Annotated in this window: 17 protein-coding genes and 1 tRNA gene; 9 read left to right on the top strand and 9 right to left on the bottom strand. The window is 57.6% G+C overall.

What is annotated here, in order from left to right; genetic code table 11:
* Positions 1 to 101 precede the first annotated feature (101 nt).
* Positions 102 to 1,040, top strand: coding sequence for an HPr(Ser) kinase/phosphatase (gene hprK / locus AC1RN6_RS08950; RefSeq protein WP_007880748.1), 939 nt, complete (start codon positions 102 to 104; stop codon positions 1,038 to 1,040).
* A gap of 113 nt (positions 1,041 to 1,153) precedes the next feature.
* Positions 1,154 to 2,026, top strand: coding sequence for an RNase adapter RapZ (rapZ, locus tag AC1RN6_RS08945; RefSeq protein WP_493004679.1), 873 nt, complete (start codon positions 1,154 to 1,156; stop codon positions 2,024 to 2,026).
* Positions 2,027 to 2,050: 24 nt separating this feature from the next.
* On the opposite strand, the gene mutY is transcribed toward rapZ, so the two are convergent.
* Both mutY and mutM read right to left on the bottom strand, forming a co-directional pair.
* Positions 2,051 to 3,199: an A/G-specific adenine glycosylase gene (gene mutY, locus AC1RN6_RS08940; RefSeq protein ID WP_493004677.1), complete on the bottom strand. Its 1,149-nt coding sequence runs from the start codon at positions 3,197 to 3,199 to the stop codon at positions 2,051 to 2,053.
* Positions 3,196 to 4,017: a bifunctional DNA-formamidopyrimidine glycosylase/DNA-(apurinic or apyrimidinic site) lyase gene (gene mutM, locus AC1RN6_RS08935; protein WP_493004675.1), complete on the bottom strand. Its 822-nt coding sequence runs from the start codon at positions 4,015 to 4,017 to the stop codon at positions 3,196 to 3,198. Before mutM ends, mutY begins: the two co-directional genes overlap by 4 nt.
* Before the next feature lie 182 nt (positions 4,018 to 4,199).
* On the opposite strand from mutM, the gene AC1RN6_RS08930 reads away from it, so the two are divergent.
* From AC1RN6_RS08930 to AC1RN6_RS08905, 6 genes are all read left to right on the top strand, one after another.
* Positions 4,200 to 6,002: a tetratricopeptide repeat protein gene (locus AC1RN6_RS08930; protein WP_493004673.1), complete on the top strand. Its 1,803-nt coding sequence runs from the start codon at positions 4,200 to 4,202 to the stop codon at positions 6,000 to 6,002.
* Positions 6,003 to 6,024: 22 nt separating this feature from the next.
* The gene (locus AC1RN6_RS08925) at positions 6,025 to 6,654 is read left to right on the top strand and encodes an outer membrane lipoprotein LolB (protein ID WP_493004671.1); all 630 of its coding nucleotides are present in this window, start codon (positions 6,025 to 6,027) and stop codon (positions 6,652 to 6,654) included.
* 100 nt (positions 6,655 to 6,754) lie between these two features.
* A complete protein-coding gene (gene ispE / locus AC1RN6_RS08920) occupies positions 6,755 to 7,624 on the top strand; it encodes a 4-(cytidine 5'-diphospho)-2-C-methyl-D-erythritol kinase (protein ID WP_493004669.1) in 870 nt (289 codons plus the stop codon).
* A 76-nt stretch (positions 7,625 to 7,700) separates the two neighbouring features.
* Positions 7,701 to 7,777, top strand: a tRNA-Gln gene (locus AC1RN6_RS08915).
* Between the two features lie 132 nt (positions 7,778 to 7,909).
* Complete coding sequence (locus tag AC1RN6_RS08910) at positions 7,910 to 8,860, top strand: ribose-phosphate pyrophosphokinase (protein WP_007880734.1); 951 nt, start codon at positions 7,910 to 7,912, stop codon at positions 8,858 to 8,860.
* Between the two features lie 112 nt (positions 8,861 to 8,972).
* Positions 8,973 to 9,581 carry a 50S ribosomal protein L25/general stress protein Ctc gene (locus AC1RN6_RS08905; protein WP_493004667.1) on the top strand — a complete coding sequence of 203 codons (609 nt, stop codon included), beginning with the start codon at positions 8,973 to 8,975 and terminating at the stop codon, positions 9,579 to 9,581.
* 119 nt (positions 9,582 to 9,700) lie between these two features.
* Here AC1RN6_RS08905 and AC1RN6_RS08900 read toward each other — a convergent pair whose 3' ends face one another.
* From AC1RN6_RS08900 to AC1RN6_RS08875, 6 genes are all read right to left on the bottom strand, one after another.
* On the bottom strand, positions 9,701 to 11,491 hold the full coding sequence (locus AC1RN6_RS08900) for a M61 family metallopeptidase (protein WP_493004665.1): 1,791 nt from the start codon (positions 11,489 to 11,491) through the stop codon (positions 9,701 to 9,703).
* Positions 11,492 to 11,722: 231 nt separating this feature from the next.
* Complete coding sequence (locus tag AC1RN6_RS08895; protein WP_493004664.1) at positions 11,723 to 13,186, bottom strand: glutamate synthase subunit beta; 1,464 nt, start codon at positions 13,184 to 13,186, stop codon at positions 11,723 to 11,725.
* Between the two features lie 114 nt (positions 13,187 to 13,300).
* Positions 13,301 to 17,977, bottom strand: coding sequence for a glutamate synthase-related protein (locus tag AC1RN6_RS08890; protein WP_493004662.1), 4,677 nt, complete (start codon positions 17,975 to 17,977; stop codon positions 13,301 to 13,303).
* 173 nt (positions 17,978 to 18,150) lie between these two features.
* Positions 18,151 to 18,888 carry a transposase gene (locus tag AC1RN6_RS08885; protein ID WP_493004661.1) on the bottom strand — a complete coding sequence of 246 codons (738 nt, stop codon included), beginning with the start codon at positions 18,886 to 18,888 and terminating at the stop codon, positions 18,151 to 18,153.
* A 119-nt stretch (positions 18,889 to 19,007) separates the two neighbouring features.
* Positions 19,008 to 19,973 carry a TerC family protein gene (locus AC1RN6_RS08880; protein ID WP_493004659.1) on the bottom strand — a complete coding sequence of 322 codons (966 nt, stop codon included), beginning with the start codon at positions 19,971 to 19,973 and terminating at the stop codon, positions 19,008 to 19,010.
* Positions 19,974 to 20,013: 40 nt separating this feature from the next.
* Entirely contained in the window at positions 20,014 to 20,322 is a 309-nt protein-coding gene (locus tag AC1RN6_RS08875) for a TFIIB-type zinc ribbon-containing protein (RefSeq protein WP_493004657.1), read from the bottom strand.
* 114 nt (positions 20,323 to 20,436) lie between these two features.
* On the opposite strand from AC1RN6_RS08875, the gene nhaR reads away from it, so the two are divergent.
* Positions 20,437 to 21,348, top strand: a complete 912-nt coding sequence (gene nhaR / locus AC1RN6_RS08870; protein ID WP_493004655.1) for a transcriptional activator NhaR — start codon at positions 20,437 to 20,439, stop codon at positions 21,346 to 21,348.
* A gap of 213 nt (positions 21,349 to 21,561) precedes the next feature.
* Here nhaR and AC1RN6_RS08865 read toward each other — a convergent pair whose 3' ends face one another.
* A complete protein-coding gene (locus tag AC1RN6_RS08865; protein WP_493004653.1) occupies positions 21,562 to 22,425 on the bottom strand; it encodes a LysR family transcriptional regulator in 864 nt (287 codons plus the stop codon).
* Between the last annotated feature and the right edge of the window lie 162 nt (positions 22,426 to 22,587).

Raw genomic sequence — 22,587 nt, 5'->3', positions numbered from 1 at the left:
ACGCGCGGATCCTGAAACGAATAGGATCCGCCGCGTCCGCGCACGCATCAACGTAACAGCTTAACAACGTCGCTACCGTAACCACCGTCTTTCGGAGAACCATGCCTGCCTATACCGCGCTATCGATACAGCAACTGTATGAAGAAAATCGCGAATCGCTGCAACTTGGCTGGTTTGCCGGCTTCCCCGGCGGAGAACGGCTGATTTCCGGCGACGCCGCCTCGGCAGCCGATCAGGTCGGCCACTTGAATCTGATCCATCCGGGCCGCATCCAGGTCTTCGGCCATCAGGAAACCGAGTACTACCAGCGCCTCTCCAACACTTCGCGCGCCTATCAGACCGCCGAGCTGGTGGCCGGCGAACCGCCTGCGTTCATCATCGCGCAGGGCCTGGCGACGCCCCCCGATATTCTGGCGATCTGCGACGAAAAGAATATTCCACTGTTTTCTACGCCTTTGCCTGCGGCGCAGGTGATCGATTATCTGCGCGTCTACCTGTCCAAAAAGCTGGCGCAGCAAATCACCATGCACGGCGTGTTCATGGACGTGCTCGGCGTGGGCGTGCTGATCACGGGCGAATCGGGGCTGGGCAAAAGCGAACTGGGCCTGGAACTGATCTCGCGCAGCCACGGCCTGGTGGCCGACGACGCCGTAGAATTCGCGCGCATTGCACCGAACATGATCGAAGGCCGCTGCCCGCCGTTGCTGCAAAATCTGCTGGAAGTGCGCGGGCTGGGCCTGCTCGATATCAAGGCCATCTTTGGTGAAACCGCCGTCCGCCGCAAAATGCGCCTGAAACTGATCGTACATCTGGTCCGCCGCAGCACGCTGGAAGAAAACTACGAACGCCTGCCGCTCGACGCTCAGTTTGAAGACGTACTCGGCCTGCCGATCCGCAAAGTGGTGATCCCCGTGGCTGCCGGCCGAAATATTGCGGTTCTGCTGGAAGCCGCGGTACGCAACACCATCCTGCAATTGCGCGGCATCGATACCCTCAAGGAATTCATCGACCGCCAGCGCAAGGCGATGAATGGCGAGTAAATCTTCATCAAGATCCGGTATGCGAATGATTTGTCTGTCGACAACCGGGTCGACCACACGGTAAGCTGACACGATACTGACCCAGCAGCTCTGCTTGAGGTATCATCATACTCATGCGTATCGTCCTCATCACTGGCATTTCCGGCTCCGGCAAATCGGTCGCTCTCCATGTTCTGGAGGACGCCGGTTATTTTTGCGTCGACAATTTGCCGCCGGCGTTGCTGCGCAGCCTGGTGGAAACCCGCTTGAAAGAAGGTGATGCGACACTGGCTGTTGCTACCGATGCGCGCAGCGCTGATTCCCTTGCCGGTCTGGGACCGGATATCCAGCGACTCAAGGAAGAGGGGCACGACGTCAAATTGTTCTTTTTGACTGCCACGACCGAGTCGCTCATCACGCGCTTTTCCGAAACGCGCCGCAGCCATCCGCTATCGCACCGCCTGCTCCCCGATCAGAATCCGACCGACCGCATGACGCTGACCGAGTGTATTCACAAGGAAAGAGAAATGCTGAGTGTGGTCGAAGGTCTGGGCCACGTCATCGACACCTCCAACCTGAGCGCCAACAAGCTGCGCGCCTGGATTCGCGACCTGATCGATACCGAGCAGGCAAGCCTGACTGTGCTGTTCGAATCTTTTGCGTTTAAATTCGGTGTGCCGCTGGATGCGGACCTGGTGTTCGATGTGCGCGTGCTGCCCAATCCGCACTACGACCTGCGCCTGCGCCCACTGACGGGACGCGATGCGCCAGTGATCGAGTTTCTCGCCGATCTGCCGGCAGTGAATGATTTGCTTGGCGATATTCGCAACTTCGTCGAAAAATGGCTGCCTTCATTCAAACGTGACAACCGCAGCTACCTGACGGTGGCGATTGGCTGCACCGGCGGCCAACATCGCTCGGTCTATATCGTCGAGCAGCTGGCCAAGTATTTCTCGGAAAAAGAGAATGTCGTGATACGCCATCGCCAGCTTAGCCAAGCTGGCTGAGCCGCCGCTTCCGCACCTCACCAATCAATTCAACAAATCGTCGGTCCGTAGCACACCCAGCAACAGCTTTTTGACGGGTGCAGGCAAAGGCGCATCCGCCAACTGCGTGACCGGGTACCAGACATACACTGATTCTGCGACTTGAGGCAGGCGCTTTTTCAGCACAACCTGGAACGGCGACACGTGTAATTTAAAATGCGTGAAGACGTGCGAAAACGGTTGCAGCTTGCGGCAAGCCGCTATCGTGCCGAACTGACGCGTCGCATTGTCGACGGCGAGTTCAAACTCCTCGGCATTCTGGCTCACCGGAAGTTCAGGCAGTGACAACAACCCGCCCCAGATACCGCTGTCGGGACGTTGCTGCAACAAGACCTCTTCGCCTTCGCTGATGACCAGCATCATCGTGTCTTTTTCGGGAACGGCTTTCTTCGGTTTGCGCACCGGCAGTTCTGATGTACGGTCCGTGGCGAGCGCTACGCAGCGCTGCGCCAGCGGGCAACGATCGCAAGCCGGTTTGCCACGCACGCACAGTGTCGCGCCCAGATCCATCAAGCCCTGTGTATAAGACTCCATGTCAGCTTGCGGCAACAAGGCGACGGCGCGGCGCCATAGCTGATCTTCCACCGGCTTGGCACCGGGAAATCCCTCCACGCCGAAGACACGGGCAAAAACACGCTTGACGTTGCCATCCAGGATGGCGGCGCGCTTGCCATAGGCGAAGGCCGCGATAGCCGCAGCCGTGGAGCGGCCGATCCCCGGCAGATCGGCGAGCAAGTCCGGATCATCGGGAAAACGTCCGCCGTATTCATCCGTCACACGCTGCGCGCAGCGATGCAGGTTGCGCGCCCGTGTGTAATAGCCCAATCCGCTCCAATGCGACATCACGGCCTCGGATGGCGCCGCAGCAAGACTCTTGACGGTCGGAAAGCTTTGCAGGAATTTTTGATAATACGGAATCACGGCAGTCACCTGCGTCTGCTGCAGCATGATTTCAGACAGCCAGATACGATAGGCGTCGCGCGTGTTTTGCCACGGCAAGGCATGCCTGCCGTGCTGCTTTTGCCAGCCGATGACGGCCGCCGAAAAACTCGGATCGGCAAAGTCGTCTGCCGTCAGTGCGCCTGCCTGGATAGCGCCGGGCGCCAGATCCGTTTTGGTGAGAACACGTTTCATCGTTGGCAAATCACACAGTAAAAGGTGGAACGCTGGCCCTGCTTGATCTGGCGTATCGGCGTCGCACAGATGCGGCACTCTTCGCCGGTACGGTTATAGACGAAATAGCTTTGCTGAAAATAACCGGACTGACCATTGACGGCGATGAAGTCGCGCAAGCTGCTGCCGCCCTGCTCGATCGCTGCAGCAAGCGTCTCGCGGATCGCCGCCGCCAGCTTCTCGTAACGCGGCAAGCTGATTTTGCTCGCCGCCGTCTTGGGATTAATGCCGGCTTTGAACAGGCTTTCCGAAGCGTAAATATTACCGACGCCGACCACGATGTCGCCGGCCAGCAAGACCTGCTTGATCGGCGCGCTGCGGTTGCGCGTCTGGCGATGCAATTCTCTCGCCGAAAACTTGTCTTCCAGCGGCTCCAAGCCGAGACCGCGCAACAGCATGTGCTCTTCGATGTCGCCATCGGCGGCATCGTGCCACAAAACCGCGCCAAAACGGCGTGGATCGGTCATGCGCATGACTTGCTTGCCAACCACGAGATCGAAGTGGTCATGCTTTTGCGGCGTCATGCCCAAAGGAAGAATACGCAGATGGCCCGACATCCCCAGATGCACAATCAGCGTGCCATGATCAAAATTGATCAGCAGATATTTGCCGCGCCGCCCGGTCGAACGCACTACGCGGCCGGCGAGCCGTTGCTGCAGGTCGGCGGGAAACGGCCAGCGCAAACCGGTATGACGCATCACGACAGCGGTGACCGTTCGGCCTTCCAGGTGCGGGGCGACGCCGCGGCGGGTGACTTCTACTTCTGGCAATTCAGGCATGGCAATGCGTACGGTTGGGTAAGACGGCAAGGAAAAATGACGGCACAACGACAAACGACTCCGGGCGCTATGATAAGGCAGATGGTTTACACTCGCTTACACCAAGAAGCACGCTGTTGAGCGTAAAATTAATATTTGCCCGTTCATTTGTCGGCTCATTTGCAAATTACTCAGGATTTCCCTTGAAAAAACCTCTCGCCATTGTAACGCTCTCCGTCATGCTCTCCGCGTGTGCAAGCCTGCAGCAACCCAGCGAGACCGATACGACCTCAGCCGCGACCGGCAAGAAACAAACCCTGGTCAAAGCTACGCCAGTCCGCAAGGGACAAGCCAAGGCCAAGGCGCAGCAGCCGGAAGACGCACTGCCGACGCCTGAACTGAGCGACGAAGTCCTGTTCCGGATCATGAGCTCCGAAATCGCCTTCCAGCGCGGTCAATGGCAAGCAGCCTATGTCACCCTGCTGGGCGCTGCGCAGCAAACCCGCGATCCTCGCCTGGCAAAGCGCGCAGCTGAAATGGCGCTGGCGGCACGTCATCCCAACGAAGCGCTGGCTGCCGTGCGTCTGTGGACCGAACTGGCGCCGCATTCGGATGAAGCCCTGCAGAACTATCTGGGCCTGATCATGTTGGGCGACAATATTTCGGAAATCCAGCCGCTGATGGCGCAACGCCTGGCGGAAGCCGATCCGCAGGCGCGCGGTCCGATGATTCTGCAAATCCAGCGTCTGCTGATGCGCGCCAAAGACAAGGCCGGCGCTTACACCATCCTGCAAGATATCGTGGCGCCCTATCCGACCCTGCTCGAAACCCATGTCGCCCTGGCGCAAGGCGCTTATTCCAATCGCGACGGCGATCGCGCGCGTGACGAAGCCAGACAAGCGCTGAAGATCAAGCCCGATTCCGAACTGGCAATCCTGACGCTGGCGCAAGTCACGCCGGACGGCAACGAGGCGATGAAGCTGGTATCCGACTTCCTCAAGAAATATCCTGATTCACGCGAAGTGCGCGTCGCCTATGCGCGCGGACTGGTTGAGCAAAAACAGTTCGAACAGGCGCGCAGCCAGTTCCAGACCTTGCTCAAGGACGACAAGGACGACCTGACGACGCTGTACGCGCTGGGCATCCTGAACGTGCAGACCAATCATCTGACCGAAGGCGAAACCTACCTGAAGCGTTATCTGGAAGTCCTCGCAGCTCAGCCGGAAGACGAACGCGATCCGACGCAAGCCTTGCTGCTGCTGTCGCAAATCGCCGAAGAACGCAACGACATCCCGACTGCGCTGAAATATCTGGAACAAGTCGAGCCGGGCGAATCGTATAACGCCGTGCAAATCCGTCGCGCGCAGTTGATGGCCAAGAGTGGCGACATCGACGGCGCCCGCAAAGTGCTGCAACAGGCGCAATCGGATGCAGGCAACGATCGCGAACTGCTGCAGCTGATCCAGGGCGAAGCTCAGATCCTGCGCGACAGCGAACGCTATAAAGATGCATCAGACGTATTGTCGGCAGGCCTGAAACGCTTCCCGGACAGCACCGATCTGCTGTACGACTATGCGATGGTGACCGACAAGACCGGCAATTACCAGGACATGGAAACCTCGCTGCGCAAGATCATCGCACTGGCCCCGAACAACCAGCATGCCTACAATGCGCTGGGTTATTCGCTGGCAGACCGCAACATCCGCCTGCCGGAAGCCGTCACGCTGATCAAGAAGGCGGTGGAACTGGCGCCGGAAGACCCATTCATCGCCGACAGCCTGGGCTGGGCCGAATTCCGCATGGGTAACCTGGACGAGGCCGAGAAAGAACTGCGCCGCGCCTACGGCCTGCGCCCTGATCCTGAAATCGGCATTCATCTCGGCGAAATCCTGTGGGCACGCGGCAAACAGGACGAAGCCAGGAAGCTGTGGCGCGAAGCGCAAAGCAAGGATCCGAAAAACGACGTGCTGAAGAGCACCCTGGACCGCCTCAAGGTTCAGCTCTGATCCGCCGGCAGTTAGTCTGAATATGACGATTAATTTGTTGAAACACGGTGCCGCGGCATGCCTGGTCATGCTGGCAGCCGGCTGCGCCACCGTTGCGCCGCCTGAAAGCGCGGATAACGGCCCTGCCGCCGAACGCCGCTACAGCGACGCTATCGATCTCAGCGGTCGCCTGTCGATCCGTTACGAGCAAGACGGCCGCGATCAGGCCGTCCACGGCAGCTTCACCTGGAACCAGAGCGCGCGCCATATCGTCCTCAGCCTGCTGTCGCCGCTCGGCCAGACGCTGGCGACCATCGATATCAAACCGGGAGTTGCCGTCCTGACGCAATCGGGCAAGCCGCCATTATCTGCCGCAGATGTCGATGTCCTTACGGCCCAGGCACTGGGCTGGCCATTGCCGGTTTCCGGCTTGCGCGACTGGCTGCAAGGTTTCGGACGCGGTGCCGACGGCAAGCCCTTCGTGGCTCAGCCCTCGCGCGACACGGTGCGTTTCACCACCCGCGACGGCTGGAACCTGAGTTACGGCGAATGGCAGGATGAAGCTGCCAAAACGGCTCAGAATCGTCCCAAACGCATCGATCTGGCGCGCGAGACCAAACAGGCCGGGCCGGTGTCGATCCGTATCGTGATCGATAACTGGCAGGCCCACTAAGCCTCATCAGGTAATTCACAAGACAATTAATTGAGCGACCGGGCGCCAACAACTGACTGGAACCCGCCACTGCAACACCAACGATTCTTCGCACCAATTCATGCAAGCAAGCCTGTCCAACTGCCCCGCGCCGGCAAAACTGAACCTGTTTCTGCACGTGACCGGTCGTCGCGCGGACGGCTACCATCTGCTGCAAACGGTATTTCAGCTGCTGGACCGCAGCGACACGCTGGATTTCGCCGTGCGCGGCGACGGCTGCATTCACCGGATCAATGACGTACCTGGCGTGCCGGAAGAGACCGACTTGGTAGTGCGCGCCGCCCGCTTGCTGCAAAACGCGGGTGGTAAACCGCATCTCGGCGCCGATATCACCGTCCACAAGCAACTTCCCATGGGCGGCGGCCTTGGTGGCGGCTCGTCCGATGCGGCCACCACGCTGATGGTGTTGAATCATTTGTGGCAAACCGGACTGACTCGCACTCAATTGATGGCTCTGGGGCTGCAGCTGGGAGCAGATGTTCCCTTCTTCTTGTTTGGCCGTAATGCATTTGCCGAGGGTGTCGGTGAGGACCTGATCGCTCTGGAAACCGCCAGCCGCTGGTTCGTGGTGATCGAACCGGGGGTATCTGTGCCAACCGCGATAATTTTTTCGTCAGAAGAATTGACAAGGGATACAAAAGTCGTCAGAATAACGGACTTTCCTGAAGCGCATAATCTTCTCGATAGCGACTTCGGAAAAAACGACTTAGAAGTGGTGGCTGCCAAGCAGTTTCCTCCTGTCGCTGAAGCCATCAAGTGGCTCAAGGCATTTGGAAACGCAAGGATGACAGGATCCGGCGCTTGTGTGTTTTGTTCTTTTGAACATGAACATCAAGCCGACGAAGTGCTGAAACAAGTACCTTCGAAATGGATAGCCTGGAAAGCCCAAGCGATGCAGGAACATCCTCTCGCCCATTTAGTAAGTTCGTGACCAAGAATTGGTTTGACGACGAATTGCACGCGATGTTAAAAGTGTAGTCAGTTCGGCGGCAAACAGCAGATTGCGTAGGGGAATCGCCAAGCTGGTTAAGGCACTGGATTTTGATTCCAGCATTCCAAGGTTCGAATCCTTGTTCCCCTGCCATTAAATTTGGGCAGTTTTACATCGCCTGATAAAGAAAAAAGAAGCCAAAGAGATAAGCCGCCAACGCAAGACTGTACAGTCAAGCATTGTCGGCTTTTCGACTTTTAAACGATTGCATTCAGGGATACCCATATGGCATACGAAAACCTGATGGTTTTTACCGGCAGCGCCAATCCAGAACTGGCGCAAGGCGTCGTCGAAAAATTAGGTATCCCGTTGGGCAAGGCCAATGTTTCGAAGTTCTCCGACGGTGAAGTCATGGTCGAGATCAACGAAAACGTTCGCGGTAAAGACGTTTTCGTGCTGCAGTCGACCTGCGCACCGACCAACGACAACCTGATGGAAATCATGATCATGGTTGATGCGTTGAAGCGTGCTTCGGCCGGCCGTATCACTGCTGCGATCCCGTACTATGGCTATGCCCGCCAGGACCGCCGTCCGCGTTCCGCCCGTGTTGCAATTTCGGCCAAGGTCGTCGCCAACATGCTGCAGGAAGCCGGCGTTGAACGCGTCCTGATCATGGATTTGCACGCTGACCAGATTCAGGGCTTCTTCGACATTCCGGTCGACAATATCTATGCATCGCCGATTTTGCTGGGCGATCTGGTGAGCAAGAACTACGACGACCTGCTGGTCGTGTCGCCTGACGTCGGCGGTGTGGTGCGCGCCCGCGCCTTGGCAAAGCGCCTCGGCTGCGATCTGGCGATCATCGACAAACGCCGTCCGAAGGCAAATGTGTCGGAAGTCATGAACATCATCGGTGAAGTCGAAGGCCGCAACTGCGTGATCATGGATGACATGGTCGATACCGCCGGCACGCTGACCAAGGCTGCTGAAGTATTGAAAGAGCGCGGCGCCAAGAAAGTTGTCGCTTATTGTACGCACCCTGTTTTGTCCGGCCCGGCGCTGGATCGCATCGCAAATTCGCCTCTGGACGAACTGGTAGTCACCGACACCATTCCTCTGTCGGACGCCGCCAAGGCCTGCGGCAAGATTCGCCAACTGACTTGCGCCAGCCTGCTGGCTGAGACGTTCAAGCGCATCAGCAAGGGCGACTCGGTGATGTCGCTGTTTGCAGAATAAGTTTAGAGATTCGGTTTTAATCTCTTCATGAAAATGAAGAGATCCTTGAATCCCCTGGTCGCGGGGGATTTTTAACGCGAAACGAAGGTTTCGCAACCATTGGAGCTTCAAAATGAAAGTAATCGCATTTCCACGCAAAGAGCAGGGGACCGGAGCGAGCCGCCGCCTGCGCAATGCTGGTCAAACACCAGCTATCGTCTACGGCGGTACAGCTGCACCACTGAACATCGCTCTGGACCACAACGCGCTGTACCATGCGTTGAAGAAAGAAGCGTTCCACTCGTCGATCCTGGATCTGGAAATCGACGGCAAGGTTGAACAAGTTCTGCTGCGCGACTTCCAAGTCCACGCATACAAGCAACTGGTTCTGCACGTTGACTTCCAACGCGTCGATGCATCGCAAAAGATCCACGTCAAGGTGCCACTGCACTTCGTGAACGCTGAAGTCTCGCCAGCAGTCAAGCTGTCGTCGGGCATCATCAGCCACGTCATGAGCGAACTGGACATCTCCTGCTTGCCTAAGGATCTGCCGGAATTCGTTTCCGTCGACCTGTCGAAGCTGGAAGTCGGTCACTCGATCCACTTGGCTGATCTGCAATTGCCAAACGGCGTGACTGCTGTTTCGCAAGAAAACCTGACAGTTGCTACCGCTTCGGTACCAGCCGGCAAGGTTGAAGCTGAAGGCGCAGCACCTGCAGCAGGCGACGCAGAAGCGAAGTAATTTTCGATTCAGCATAGCTACAGCATCAAATAAAAAACCCGCTTCGGCGGGTTTTTTATTGCCTGCATTTTTGGCCACCGCATCGACAGCGAGTCGCCACCGATGCCGTCAATTCAGCATCAACGCTCCAGCCACGCCTTGCGCTTGCGCACCAGGGCTGCCGGCTTGTCTTGCGCTATCAGCGTCACTTGCGGCGCGCCGTCGTTCTTCAGCTTGACCTTGAAACACATCAGTTCATCGCGACGGAATACGTGCAAGTCGACCACGTCGTTCTCGCTATAGCGTGCCAACAAACCATCCATGCCTGAAGGAGGAATACGAACACCGTCCAGCGCCACCAGGCGATCACCGGCAGACAATCCGGCGCGCTGCCCTGTCCCGCCCTCATACACATTGGCGAGTTTGGCATCGCCGCCATCGCGCGTCACACGAACGTTCATACCCGGCCTGGCATCCTTGCGCACGTCCGCATAGGCGATGCCGAACGGCGCCATCAACGACTCCAGCGGCAGGTCTTCGGTGCCGCGAATATAGCGGTCGAAGAAGCGCTTCAACTTCACGCCGCTGACTTCTTCGAACAAAGCCTCGGCTTCGTCTTCACCGATGCCCTTGCCGCCTTTGCGGCTATAGAAATCGCGGCCGTATTTCTGCCACAACGCCAGCATCACATCGTCCAGCGATTTGCGGCCATTGGTTTCGGCGCGGATCGTCAGGTCGAGTCCCAGCGCCACGAGTGAACCCTTGGTGTAGTAGCTGACGATGGCGTTCGGCGCGTTTTCATCCTGGCGATAATATTTGACCCAGGCATCGAAGCTCGATTCAGCCACGCTCTGCTTGCGGCGGCCACTGCCACGCAAGACGCCATTGGCAGTCTTCGACAGCATCTTCAGATAGTCGGGCGTATCGATCAGGCCGGTGCGCACCAGGAACAGATCGTCGTAATAGCTGGTGAAACCCTCGAACAGCCACAGCAGCGAGGTGTAGCCCTCTTCCCGCAGATCGTAGGGAGCGAACATCGCAGGTTTGATGCGCTTGACGTTCCAGGTATGGAAATATTCATGGCTGCACAAACCGAGATAGGTCCGGTAGCCATCGGTCGATTCTGCCTTGCCCTTTACCGGCAAATCGCTGCGCGCGCAGATCAGCGCAGTCGATGCGCGATGCTCCAGTCCGCCGTAACCATCGCCGACCACCATGGTCATGAAGACATAACGCGACATCGGCGCACGCTTGCTTTTCGGTTCGAAGAAGGCGATCTGCGCTTCGCAGATTTTCTTGAGATCAGCGGACAGGCGCGCCATGTCCAGATTCGGCACATTGCCGGTGATCACGATGTCGTGCGGTACGCCGTGAGCCGTGAACGTGGCCAGCGCAAAATCGCCAAGCTCAACCGGATGATCGATCAGTTCATCGTAATCGCCCGCGACATAGGTACCGAATCCATAACGTCTGGCCTTGAGTTCCGGCAGGGAGGTCGCCACACGCCAGCGCTTGTAGGCGTCGCCGTCCGGACGGCGGATGTCGACGACGTGTTCCGATTGCTCCTGCCCTTCGACGCGCAGAAACACGCTGGTGCCGTTGAAGAAAGCGTGAGTCTGATCCAGATGCGCAGTGCGCACCGACAAATCCCAGGCATAGACCTGATAGCTCAGCGTCAGCGGACCGGTACACGGCGCGGCGCGCCAGGTGTGTTTGTCGAGCTTGCGCAGTGCGACTTTCTTGCCGCCGGCCTCGCCGCGGATCTGGACGATGTTACGCGCGAATTCTCGAATCATGTAACTGCCGGGAATCCACGCCGGCAAGGAAAATACTTGGCCGTCAGCCGCCGGTGCATCAACAGTCAGGGTGACGTCGAACACGTGGGTGGCGCAATCGTTAGAGGTGATGCTGTAGCGAATCGGGGTAGTCATGTTGTTCTTCGGTTATCGCCGGTTATCGCCAACAATCGTCAATAATCGCGACGACAAGCCGTGTCTGAAAAGTGAAATTCCATTGTACTTGAGCAAGACGAATCCGGGCTGACACAAGGCTGATTTCGGTCATCTCTCCCCCTGCTCCAGTACCTGAGCTGCAAAGTAAAAAGCCGGAGAGACTTTCGTCAATCCGGCTTTTTTACTACATTTGCTTTTTACAGTGTCGTATCAGCGTGGCAGCACCGACGAGCCCATCAGGAACTCATCTACTGCGCGTGCGCACTGACGGCCTTCGCGAATCGCCCAGACCACCAGCGATTGGCCGCGACGCATATCGCCTGCCGCAAACACCTTATCGACTGAAGTCTTGTAGCAGCCTTCGCCATCGGTTGTGGCCTTGGCGTTGCCGCGTTGGTCCTTGTCGACGCCGAACGATTCCAGTACTTGCTGCACCGGTGAGACGAAGCCCATCGCCAGCAGCACCAGATCAGCCTTCATTTCGAATTCGGAATTCGGCACTTCCTGCATCTTGCCGTCCTTCCATTCGACACGCGCGGCGATCAGCTTTTCGACCTTGCCGTTCTTGCCTTCCAGGCGCTTGGTCGCCACGGCCCAATCGCGGTCGCAACCTTCTTCATGCGACGACGAGGTGCGCAGCTTGGTCGGCCAGTACGGCCAGACCATCGGCTTGTTTTCTGTTTCCGGCGGTTGCGGCATCAGTTCGAACTGGGCCACCGAAGCGGCGCCATGGCGATTCGAAGTACCGACGCAGTCGGAACCGGTATCGCCGCCGCCGATCACGACCACGTGCTTGTCGGTCGCCATGATCTGGCCCTTGAGCTTGTCGCCGGCGTTGACCTTGTTTTGCAGCGGCAGGAATTCCATGGCGAAATGCACGCCCTTCAGCTCACGACCCGGCACCGGCAAGTCGCGTGGCAGCTCTGCACCGCCGGCGATGACGACGGCGTCGAAGTCTTTCTTCAGGTCGTCAGGAGAAACCGTTTCCTTGGACCAGTTGGTGATATTGGCAGGAAAATCCTTGCCCACCAGGGTGCTGGTGCGGAACACGACGCCTTCGGCTTGCATCTGTTCGACGCGCAGATCGATGTGCGACTTTTCCATCTTGAAGTCGGGGATGCCGTAACGCAGCAGGCCGCCGACGCGATCGTTCTTTTCGAACACGGTTACGTCATGGCCGGCGCGCGCCAGTTGTTGTGCGGCGGCCAGCCCGGCAGGACCGGAGCCCACCACGGCGACTTTCTTGCTGGTCTTGACGGCGGCAGGTTGCGGCGTGACCCAGCCGTTTTCCCAGCCCTTGTCGATGATGAAATGCTCGATCGACTTGATGCCGACAGCGTCGCTGTTGATGCCGAGCGTGCAGGCCGCTTCGCATGGCGCCGGGCAGATACGGCCGGTGAATTCTGGGAAGTTGTTGGTCGAGTGCAGCGTGTCCAGCGCTTCCTTGTAGTCGCCGCGATAGACCAGATCATTCCAGTCGGGAATGATGTTGTTGACCGGGCAGCCGTTGTTGCAGAACGGGATGCCGCAATCCATGCAGCGTGCGCCTTGCGTCTTGGCTTCCGCGTCGCCCAGATGCAGGACGAATTCCTTGTAATGCTTCATGCGCGACTGCGGCGCTTCGCTCGCCTCTTTCAGGCGCTCATATTCCATAAAGCCGGTTACTTTACCCATTTTCCACTCACATTCTTCGCTAAGGATAGGCGGCTGACGATTTGTTGTACTTGGAAATCGTCAGCCTTGCGTATATTGATATTGATCGTTAAGACTGGCTGCGGCGCTTGTTCTTTATGCCGGAACCTTGTCCTTAGGCGTCGCTTTGGCAGCATTCAGTTCGCCCAGTGCACGTTTGTACTCGGTCGGGAAGACCTTGACGAACTTGCCGCGCGATGCCGCCCAGTTGTCCAGCAGGTAGCGCGCGCGCGTGCTGCCGGTGTACTTGAAGTGACGCTCGATCAGACCACGCAATATCACTTCGTCGGTCTGGCCGTTGCCGCCGCGTTGCAGGCTGTGCCAGACAGCGCGGTCGGTGGAGGCTTCCTGCTCGGTATCGGACAGAACCTTGTCCAGCGCGACCATGGCCATGTTGCACTTGCCAGCAAAGTCGCCGGCCTCGTCGTAGACGTAAGCGATGCCGCCGGACATACCCGCTGCAAAGTTACGGCCGGTGCCGCCCAGAACGACGACGGTGCCGCCGGTCATGTATTCGCAACCGTGGTCGCCGGTACCTTCAACAACGGCAATCGCGCCGGAGTTACGCACTGCGAAACGCTCGCCGACCACACCGTTGATGAATGCTTCGCCGGTTGTCGCGCCGTACAGAACGGTGTTACCGGAGATCATGTTGTCGACCGCGCGGCCGCGGAACTCGGTGTTTGGACGCACGATGATGCGGCCGCCCGACAAGCCCTTGCCGACGTAGTCGTTGCCTTCGCCGACCAGATCCAGCGTCACGCCGTGCGCCAGGAACGCGCCTGCGGATTGACCTGCAGTACCTTGCAGCTGGATATGGATGGTGTCATCCGGCAAACCTTCGTTGCCGTAACGCTTGGCCACTTCACCCGACAACATGGCGCCGACGGTGCGGTTCAGGTTGCGGATCGGCGAGATGAAGGAAACCTTCTCGCCCTTGTCCAGCGCGATGCGTGCCTGTGCAATCAGCTTGTGATCCAGTGCCTTGTCCAGACCGTGGTCTTGGTTTTCGGTGTGGAAGTATGGTGTTGCGCTGACAGGCTGATAGAAGATCTTGCTGAAGTCCAGACCTTGTGCCTTCCAATGCTGGATAGCCTTGGTGCGGTCCAGCAGATCAGAACGGCCGATCAATTCATTGAACGTGCGGATACCCAGTTGCGCCATGATCTGACGCGCTTCTTCCGCGATGAAGAAGAAGAAGTTGACCACGTGCTCAGGCTTGCCGGAGAACTTGGCGCGCAGGACAGGATCCTGAGTCGCCACGCCGACCGGACAAGTGTTCAGATGGCACTTGCGCATCATGATGCAGCCTTCGACGACCAGCGGTGCAGTAGCGAAACCGAATTCGTCCGCGCCCAGCAGTGCGCCGATGACAACGTCGCGACCGGTCTTCATCTGGCCGTCGGCCTGCACGCGAATGCGGTTACGCAAACCGTTCAGCACCAGCGTTTGCTGGGTTTCAGCCAGGCCGAGTTCCCATGGCGAACCGGCATGCTTGATCGAGGACAGCGGCGATGCGCCGGTGCCGCCGTCATGGCCGGCGATCACGACGTGATCTGACTTGGCCTTGGCAACACCTGCGGCAACCGTGCCGACGCCGACTTCCGACACCAGCTTGACCGAGATCGACGCGCGCGGATTGACGTTCTTCAGATCGTGGATCAGCTGCGCCAGATCTTCGATCGAATAGATGTCATGGTGCGGCGGCGGCGAAATCAGACCAACGCCCGGCACCGACACGCGCAAGGTCGCGATGTAATCGGTGACCTTATGGCCTGGCAACTGACCGCCTTCGCCCGGCTTCGCGCCCTGCGCCATCTTGATCTGGATCTGATCGGCAGAGATCAGGTATTCAGCCGACACGCCGAAACGGCCGGATGCCACCTGCTTGATACGCGAACGCAACGAGTCGCCGGCTTGCAGCGGGATGTCGACTTCGATGACGTCCTTGCCGATTTCCGATGCCAGGGTGGCACCCTGCTTGATCGGGATGCCCTTCAGTTCGTTGCGGTAGCGATTGACGTCTTCACCGCCTTCGCCGGTGTTGGACTTGCCGCCAATGCGGTTCATCGCAATCGCCAGCGTGGCGTGTGCTTCGGTCGAGATCGAACCCAGCGACATCGCACCGGTGGCGAAGCGCTTGACGATTTCCTTGGCTGGCTCGACTTCATCGATCGAGATCGCTTTCGACGGATCGATCTTGAATTCGAACAGACCGCGCAAAGTCATGTGGCGCTTGGACTGATCGTTGATGATCTGCGCGTATTCCTTGTACGAATTGAAGTTGTTCGCGCGGGTCGAGTGCTGCAGCTTGGCGATCGCATCCGGCGTCCACATGTGCTCTTCACCGCGGATGCGGAAGGCGTATTCGCCGCCGGCGTCCAGCGCATTGGCCAGCACCGGATCGCTGCTGAAGGCAGCACGGTGCAGACGCAGCGCTTCTTCAGCGACTTCGAACACGCCGATACCTTCGACGTTCGATGCAGTGCCCTTGAAGTACTTGTCGACCAGCGCCTTGTTCAGACCGATGGCTTCGAAAATCTGCGCGCCGCAGTAGGACATATAAGTCGAAATGCCCATCTTCGACATGACCTTCAGCAAGCCCTTGCCAATCGCCTTCTGGAAGTTATAGATCGCCTTGTCGCCCGACAGATCACCCGGCAGACCCTTGGCCATTTCGGTCAGGGTGTCCATTGCCAGGTACGGGTGAATCGCTTCGGCGCCGTAACCTGCCAGCAGTGCAAAGTGATGCGTTTCGCGTGCGGAGCCGGTGTCGACCACCAGACCGGTCGAGGTGCGCAAACCCTTGCTCACCAGGTGCAAGTGGATCGCGGAAGTCGCCAGCAGCGCAGGAATCGCGACCTGCTCGGAATCAACCTTGCGGTCAGAAATGATCAGGATGTTGTGGCCCGACTTGACCGCATCCACCGCCTTGGCGCACAGCGATGCCAGGCGTGCTTCGATGCCTTCCTTGCCCCAGGCGACCGGATAGCAGATGTTCAGCTCGTGCGACTTGAACTTGCCGCCGGTGTGCGCGCTGATGTTGCGCAGCTTGGCGATGTCGGCGTAGTTCAGGATCGGCTGCGACACTTCCAGACGCATCGGCGGATTGATGTTGTTGGTGTCGAGCAGGTTCGGACGCGGGCCGATGAAGGACACCAGCGACATGACCATCGCTTCGCGGATCGGATCGATCGGCGGGTTGGTCACTTGCGCGAACAATTGCTTGAAGTAGTTGTAGAGCGTCTTGTTCTTGTTGGACATGACGGCCAGCGGCGAGTCGTTGCCCATGGAACCGATCGCTTCTTCACCGCCCGAGGCCATCGGCGCCATCAGGAACTTGACGTCCTCCTGGGTGTAGCCGAACACCTGCTGGCGATCCAGCAGCGGAATGGTCGAACCGGATTCGAACGGCTCGGCCTTCAGTTCGTCAAGCTTGACGCGCACCGACGAAATCCATTGCTTGTATGGTTTGGCGTTGGCGTAAGTGTCCTTCAGCTCCTTGTCGTCGATGATGCGGCCGGCGTCGAGGTCGATCAGGAACATCTTGCCCGGCTGCAGGCGCCATTTCTGGATGATCTTGGATTCAGGAATCGGCAACACGCCGGATTCGGACGCCATCACGACCAGGTCGTCGTCGGTCACGATGTAGCGCGCAGGACGCAGACCGTTACGGTCCAGCGTGCCGCCGATGTGGCGACCGTCGGTAAACGCCAGGGCGGCCGGGCCGTCCCATGGTTCCATCATCGCAGCATGGTATTCGTAGAAGGCGCGACGGTTGTCGTCCATCAGGGTGTGGTTTTCCCAGGCTTCCGGCACCATCATCATCATGGCTTGCGCCAGCGGATAGCCCGCCATCAGCAACAATTCCAGCGCGTTGTCGAAACACGCGGTGTCGGACTGGCCTTCATAGATCAGCGGGAATAGTTTCTTCAGGTCGTCGCCCAGCACGGCCGACTGCATCACGCCTTCGCGGGCGCGCATCCAGTTGAAGTTGCCCTTGACGGTGTTGATTTCGCCGTTATGGGCGATCAGGCGGTACGGGTGGGCCAGCGGCCACTCGGGGAAAGTGTTGGTGGAGAAGCGTTGATGTACCAGCGCCAGCGCGGAGACACAGCGCGGGTCCTGCAGGTCCTTGTAATAGACACCGACCTGGTCGGCCAGCAGCAGGCCCTTATAGACCACGGTGCGCGCAGACATCGACGGCACGAAGAATTCCTTGCCGTGGATCAGGTTCAGCGCCTGGATGGCGTGGCCGGAGGATTTGCGGATCACGTACAGTTTACGTTCCAGCGCATCGGTCACCATGATGTCCGGACCGCGGCCGATGAAGATCTGGCGGATGACCGGTTCTTTCTCACGCACGGTCGGCGACATCGGCATGTCCATGTCGACCGGCACATCGCGCCAGCCCAGCACGACCTGGCCTTCAGCCAGCACCGAGCGTTCGATTTCCTGTTCACAGGCGATGCGGGAAGCGTTTTCCTTCGGCAGGAAGATCATGCCCACGCCGTATTCGCCTGGCGGCGGCAGTTCGACGCCTTGCTTGGACATTTCTTCGCGGTAGTACTGATCCGGAATCTGGATCAGAATACCGGCGCCATCGCCCATAAGCGGATCGGCGCCGACAGCACCCCGGTGGTCGAGATTCTTCAGGATGAGCAAGCCCTGCTCAACGATAGAATGGTTTTTCTTGCCCTTGATATGGGCGATAAAACCGACACCACAGGCGTCGTGTTCATTAGCTGGGTCGTATAGGCCTTGCGCATGCATAACGGTGCTCCACCACTTTGAGAGTAAGGATTTAAGGATAGTGCACTGCACCCAAATCTTCAATAAGAACAAAAGGGGTCAGAGTAAAATTAAAAACCTCAGAATTTTTAGCATTTTTTAATTGGGGACAGAGTGAAATAATAAATTCGCCAAGTCATTGTATTAAAAGACATTTATGCGTCTTTTACTTCGCCGTCGTCATCATCTTGCACAGCTGAAATATCGACTTTCTTTACTGGACGGCCACGCTTTGCGGGACTGACGCGCCGGCTGACCTGCTTTTCCAGGCCTGACTTGAAGTCCTCGGCTCCCAAAGCCCATCCCTTCAATGTCGCTTGAGTAATCGTCTCGCCCTCATGGCTGCCCAGCGCTTGCTCCGCCAACAGCTTGTAGGCAATCTCGCGGTCGAACGGGGTATTGCCTAAAGCCCAATACAGGCGATGGTCGGTAATCAGCGGATCCGACTTTGCGCCAATGTGATGCATGTAACTCGACCACGGATAATCTGCCGGCACTGCGACGAGCCCGTTGCGGACCGGATTCAGTTCGATGTAGCGACAGCACAACAGCAGGTAGCGCTCGGCGTCCAGCACCGTGGCTCGATAACGCCCCTGCCACAAGGTGCCGCCTCTTTCATATTTCTGGTTGTAATAAGGAACGTAATACCGCCCAACCCATTGCATCATTCGTGCCAGCCCGTCGGCATCGACCGGCGTCGCCAGCAAATGGACATGGTCCGGCATCAGTACATAAGCATGGATAGCGACTTTGAAGCGCTTGGTCCCCTCCTTCAGCCAATCAAGAAACGTCGCATGATCGGTGGAATCGCGAAATATTGATTGTTTGTCATGCCCACGCTGGATGATGTGGTGCGGCTGGTTGGGAACGACGAGGCGGGGTAAGCGAGCCATAAGTAGTGACTGAAACAAGAAAGGGCCGGAGGCGATTCACGATTGTAAATCAACTCCGACCCCAATTTTTACTCATTCCGGCCGATCCCCCTTCAGGATCGATCGCAACAAACTGCGACTTAAACCACGGCCTTCTTGCGCGACAACACCAGACTGATCAGCACCGACGCCAGCAGGATCACACCGACAACCAGCAGCGAAATCATCACCGGAATGTGGAACCAGTACGCCAGCAACATCTTGCCGCCTACAAACACCAGCACCAAAGCCAGGCCGTATTTAAGGTAGTGGAAACGATCCGCCACATCAGCCAGCAAGAAGTACAACGCACGCAAACCCATGATCGCAAACATGTTCGACGTGAAGACGATGAACGGGTCAGTCGTGATGGCGAAAATCGCCGGGATGCTGTCCACCGCGAAAATCAGATCTGTCACTTCGATCAGGATCAGCACCAGCATCAGCGGCGTGAAATAGCGCACGCCGTTGCGCATGGTGAAAAACTTCTCGCCGTCGTACTCATTGCTGATGCGCATGTGCTTGCGCAAGAACTTCAGCAGAGGGTTGTCATTGAGATCGCTCTCCTTGTCCGCAAAGATCAGCATCTTGATGCCGGTGACGATCAGGAAGGCACCGAACAGATACATGATCCAGCTGAACTGCGCGATCAGCCAGGCACCCAGCAAGATCATGACGGCACGCATGACAATCGCTCCGACCACGCCGTACAGCAGCACGCGGCGCTGCATCTCAGGCGGCACAGCGAAGTAGCCGAAAATCACCAGGAAAACGAAGATGTTGTCCACCGACAGCGACTTCTCAATCAGATAGCCGGAAAGAAATTCCAGGCTCTTCTGATTTGCGAATTCGCGCCCGATGCTGTGATCCAGATACCACCACAGCAAGCCGCTGAACAACAGCGCCAGCATCACCCAGGCAATCGACCACCCGAGTGCTTCCTTGACCGTCACCTTGTGCGAATGGCGGCCACCGAGCACCAGCATGTCGAATGCCAGCATGCCAAGCACAAACACGACAAATCCGCCCCACATCAGCGGACTTGCAAAACTCTCTACACCGTTCACGGCATTCCCCTTTGTTTATATATTCATCACGTCCGACTGATTAGTCGAAATCGAAAAACTCGCCCAGAAAACCCTTCTTCTTGCGCGACTGATAGTCCTTGTTATAGCGATGACTATCGTCGTAGCCACGCTGCTGCGGTGGCGCGTATTGCGGCGCCGCAGCGCGATGCTGCATTGATTGCGACATCGCCTGCGGAGCGGGAACCGAGGCCGCTTGCGAACGTTCGATCAGCTTGTCCAGCTCGCCGCGATCCAGCCAGACGCCGCGGCATTGCGGACAGTAGTCGATCTCGACGCCCTGACGATCGCTCATACTCAGATTGATGGTAGTACAGACGGGACATTTCATGACGGCCTCCATGACTTTGCAATAGACAAACCGTACTGTAGCGGGAACAGATCCTATTGAAAATTCGAATATACTTTGATTTATATTCGAAAAAACCGATGTATAGGATAGACCATGGCTGCGCTCAACTACAAACATCTGCATTACTTCTGGGTTGTCGCCAAGACCGGCGCCATCGCGCGCGCGAGCGAGCGCTTGCATCTGACGGCGCAAACCATCAGCGGACAGATCACGCTCTTCGAAGATAGTCTGGGCTACAAGTTATTTAACCGCGTCGGTCGCAAACTGGAATTGAACGACGCCGGCCGCACCGTGTTCGCCTATGCCGATCAGATCTTCACGCTCGGCGAAGAACTGGAAGAAGTCATGCGCTTTCGCCCCGGCGGAAGTCCCCTGCAGTTCAGGGTCGGTGTTGCCGATGCCGTCCCGAAGACAATCGCTTATCTGCTGCTGGAAACGGCACTGAAACTCGATGACCCGATACGCATCGTCTGCCGCGAAGGCAAGCTCAACAACCTGCTCGGTGATCTCGCTATTCATCGCCTGGATATCGTCATCGCCGACAGTCCCATGCCCGCCAATATCGACGTGCGCGGTTACAGCCATCTGTTGGGTGAGTGCAATACCAGCTTCTTTGCCACGCCTGCGCTGGCAAAAATCCACAAGAAAAATTTTCCGCAGAGCCTGGATGATGCCCCCTTTCTGATGCCGGGCGAAGATGCCGCGGTACGGCCAAAATTGCTGCGCTGGTTTGAAAAGGAAAAAATACGTCCGCAAATCGCCGGCGAATTTGACGACGGCGCCTTGTTGAATGCCTTCGGCGAAGCCGGCACCGGTATCTTTGCCGCACCGTCTGCCGTCGCTGCGCAACTGAAGCAGCAACTCGGCGTTGTGCAGATCGGACAAACCGAGCAGATCACGGAACAGTTTTACGCCATCTCCGTGGAACGCCGGCTGACGCACCCCGCCGTGCTGGCGATCCAGTCGGCAGCGCGCGAGAGCCTGATCGTTCCAAAGGGGAAATGAAACGCAGGATGCCGCGTGGAGACATGCCATCGCGGCAACATCAAGGCAAACGGACGCACAAAGAAAAAACCCCACGTTCCTTGCAGATCGTGGGGTAAATCCCATTCTCGGGGGAGAGAATGGAGGGGGAAAACCAACTATAAGAAAAGCAGAGTAGCGTCGCAGTCTTTTTTACAAATTGTTACGCCACCCTCCGCTCCGTAACATATTCCGTCAGGAGTCCGTCAGTAAAAGGGTGCGCAGCGCATTGAAGACTGTGGTCTGCTGCTCCCGGCGACAAATGAGGGAGGTGATAATCCGTCCCTCCTTACCTAAAGAATAGGCCGAAAAATTCTGTTGTCCATGCATATTTAATATCGAACGCGGAACAAAAGCCATGCCGATGCCTGCCGCGATGCAAGCAAGCATGGCGTGATACGAGCCAAGTTCAAGAATCCGCAAGGGCCGACGATCCTTGACGCTGCCGGAAGCAAACCACTGTTCGGCGAAGCTGCGATAAGTGCAACCTTGTTCAAAAACAATCAATGTGTCCACCTTCAAATCGTCCGGGGTCTTCACGCGTCCGTGGCCGCGCGGCACGGTGATCATCAGTTCTTCCCGGTATAACGGCGTTGAGAAAAACACATCGTCCGGAATGGGCCCCGCCACCAGTGCAGCGTCAAGCTTGAAGCTGCGCACCTGATCGATCAGGGTTTTCGTGGCTCCCGTGGTCAACTCCAGTTGCACTTCCGGCCAACGCTGGTGAAAAGCCGCCAGCGGTCCGGGCAAACGACTGGCGGAAGTACTTTCCATCGCCCCTATGCGCAACCTGCCACGCGGTCCTTGCGGCACCATCGCATGCCTGGCTTCCTGCACCAGACCGAGGATGCGTTCGGAATAGTCCAGCAAAACTTCACCCGCAGGCGTCAGCACCAGGCGCTTGCGATCGCGAATGAACAGTGCCACCCCTATCGATTCCTCCAGCTGACGCAGGCGGGTGGTCACATTCGACTGCACGCGATGCAGACGCTCCGCCGCGCGCGTAACGCCGCCTTCGGCCACGACTGCACGAAAAATTTCAAGTTCTGCAAGTTCCATGCTGACTCCACTTAAAAATCTTCATCTGACATCTCATAAAAAGATGAATACATTCTAATTATTCATTTTTTAGAATGATAAAGACAAGCTAACATTGCAACATTCGCGACATATATCAGAGTGCCCCGTCACACAGCAACGTCGCCACCGAACACCCTTCAA

Source organism: Herbaspirillum sp. GW822-FHT03A08 (assembly GCF_058801885.1).
The sequence above is the reverse complement of the archived record's forward strand: the minus strand, read 5'-3'. Positions and strand labels throughout refer to the sequence as shown.

Bases quoted from the DNA above. Each gene is read 5' to 3' on its own strand.
- AC1RN6_RS08925 (WP_493004671.1), top strand. From the start codon at position 6,025: ATGACGATTAATTTGTTGAAACACGGTGCCGCGGCATGCCTGGTCATG.
- mutY (WP_493004677.1), bottom strand. From the start codon at position 3,199: ATGAAACGTGTTCTCACCAAAACGGATCTGGCGCCCGGCGCTATCCAG.
- AC1RN6_RS08900 (WP_493004665.1), bottom strand. From the start codon at position 11,491: ATGACTACCCCGATTCGCTACAGCATCACCTCTAACGATTGCGCCACC.
- AC1RN6_RS08890 (WP_493004662.1), bottom strand. From the start codon at position 17,977: ATGCATGCGCAAGGCCTATACGACCCAGCTAATGAACACGACGCCTGT.
- hprK (WP_007880748.1), top strand. From the start codon at position 102: ATGCCTGCCTATACCGCGCTATCGATACAGCAACTGTATGAAGAAAAT.
- AC1RN6_RS08910 (WP_007880734.1), top strand. From the start codon at position 7,910: ATGGCATACGAAAACCTGATGGTTTTTACCGGCAGCGCCAATCCAGAA.
- AC1RN6_RS08875 (WP_493004657.1), bottom strand. From the start codon at position 20,322: ATGAAATGTCCCGTCTGTACTACCATCAATCTGAGTATGAGCGATCGT.
- AC1RN6_RS08865 (WP_493004653.1), bottom strand. From the start codon at position 22,425: ATGGAACTTGCAGAACTTGAAATTTTTCGTGCAGTCGTGGCCGAAGGC.
- ispE (WP_493004669.1), top strand. From the start codon at position 6,755: ATGCAAGCAAGCCTGTCCAACTGCCCCGCGCCGGCAAAACTGAACCTG.
- AC1RN6_RS08905 (WP_493004667.1), top strand. From the start codon at position 8,973: ATGAAAGTAATCGCATTTCCACGCAAAGAGCAGGGGACCGGAGCGAGC.
- AC1RN6_RS08895 (WP_493004664.1), bottom strand. From the start codon at position 13,186: ATGGGTAAAGTAACCGGCTTTATGGAATATGAGCGCCTGAAAGAGGCG.
- rapZ (WP_493004679.1), top strand. From the start codon at position 1,154: ATGCGTATCGTCCTCATCACTGGCATTTCCGGCTCCGGCAAATCGGTC.
- mutM (WP_493004675.1), bottom strand. From the start codon at position 4,017: ATGCCTGAATTGCCAGAAGTAGAAGTCACCCGCCGCGGCGTCGCCCCG.
- nhaR (WP_493004655.1), top strand. From the start codon at position 20,437: ATGGCTGCGCTCAACTACAAACATCTGCATTACTTCTGGGTTGTCGCC.
- AC1RN6_RS08885 (WP_493004661.1), bottom strand. From the start codon at position 18,888: ATGGCTCGCTTACCCCGCCTCGTCGTTCCCAACCAGCCGCACCACATC.